Consider the following 788-nt stretch of genomic DNA (forward strand, 5'->3'; position numbering starts at 1 on the left):
GCGCGGCCGGCGGGATGAGCGGGAGCAAGCCGACGCGAACGGCTCGCCTGTGAGGTAAGACGGGGATCGTGCCGAGTGAAGCGTCGATGGGTTGGCTGCTGATCAAACGCCCGGCCGGTCACTACCGTGATGCGGTCCGCAGCTACCGCATCGAGGTTGATGGCCGACGCTGCGGCAAGGTGCGGGCAGGCGGCCAGCTGCGGTTGACGGTGCCAGCAGGTAAGCACAGCGTCCGGGCGCGCATCGACTGGTCGGGCAGTGAGACCTGCGTGGTGCAGCTGGAGGAGGGCGCCACCGTGGAGCTGACCGCGGAGCCGGCCGACTCGGCCCTGGGAGGTCTGGGGCAGCTCTTCGGTGCGACATCGTGGGTGAAGCTGTCGCTGTCCGGCTGACGGGAGGCGACCCGTCCCGCGCCATGGCCGAGCGTCCCGCTTCTCGACGTGGGCGTGAGTTCGCCAGTTCGCTGATGTGAGGCTCAGTCCCGTGCGACGGGTCGCCTCCGTCGTGCTCCGCGCACAGCCAGGTACCACAGCACTCCCGTGCACAGGATCAGGAGCCACCAGAGCGCTCCGCCGGCGTACTCGGTGGCCGCCCAGACCACGGCAAGGCCTGCTGCGACGAGGAGCAAGCGCATCCAGGTGGCTGGGCTGCCTGTCTTCCGCTCAAGAGCCATGACCATCACCGTAGGCGTCGGTGGCCTGAGCGGCCGTGGTCAGACGTCGACCTATCGACCAGTCTGCGAGGTCGCGGACTGGTCATGATCACGCGCACGGAGGGCGGGAGGACCG

At 69.2% G+C, this 788-nt stretch carries 1 protein-coding gene; it reads left to right on the forward strand.

Annotated elements, in window-relative coordinates; all coding sequences use genetic code 11:
• Positions 1-86: 86 nt before the first annotated feature.
• Positions 87-392 carry a hypothetical protein gene (locus tag ACRYR8_RS21200; protein ID WP_432486244.1) on the forward strand — a complete coding sequence of 102 codons (306 nt, stop codon included), beginning with the start codon at positions 87-89 and terminating at the stop codon, positions 390-392.
• The last annotated feature ends 396 nt before the right edge of the window (positions 393-788 follow it).

The organism is Kineococcus esterisolvens (assembly GCF_050871405.1).
GTDB lineage: Bacteria > Actinomycetota > Actinomycetes > Actinomycetales > Kineococcaceae > Kineococcus.

Bases quoted from the DNA above. Each gene is read 5' to 3' on its own strand.
- ACRYR8_RS21200 (WP_432486244.1), top strand. From the start codon at position 87: ATGGGTTGGCTGCTGATCAAACGCCCGGCCGGTCACTACCGTGATGCG.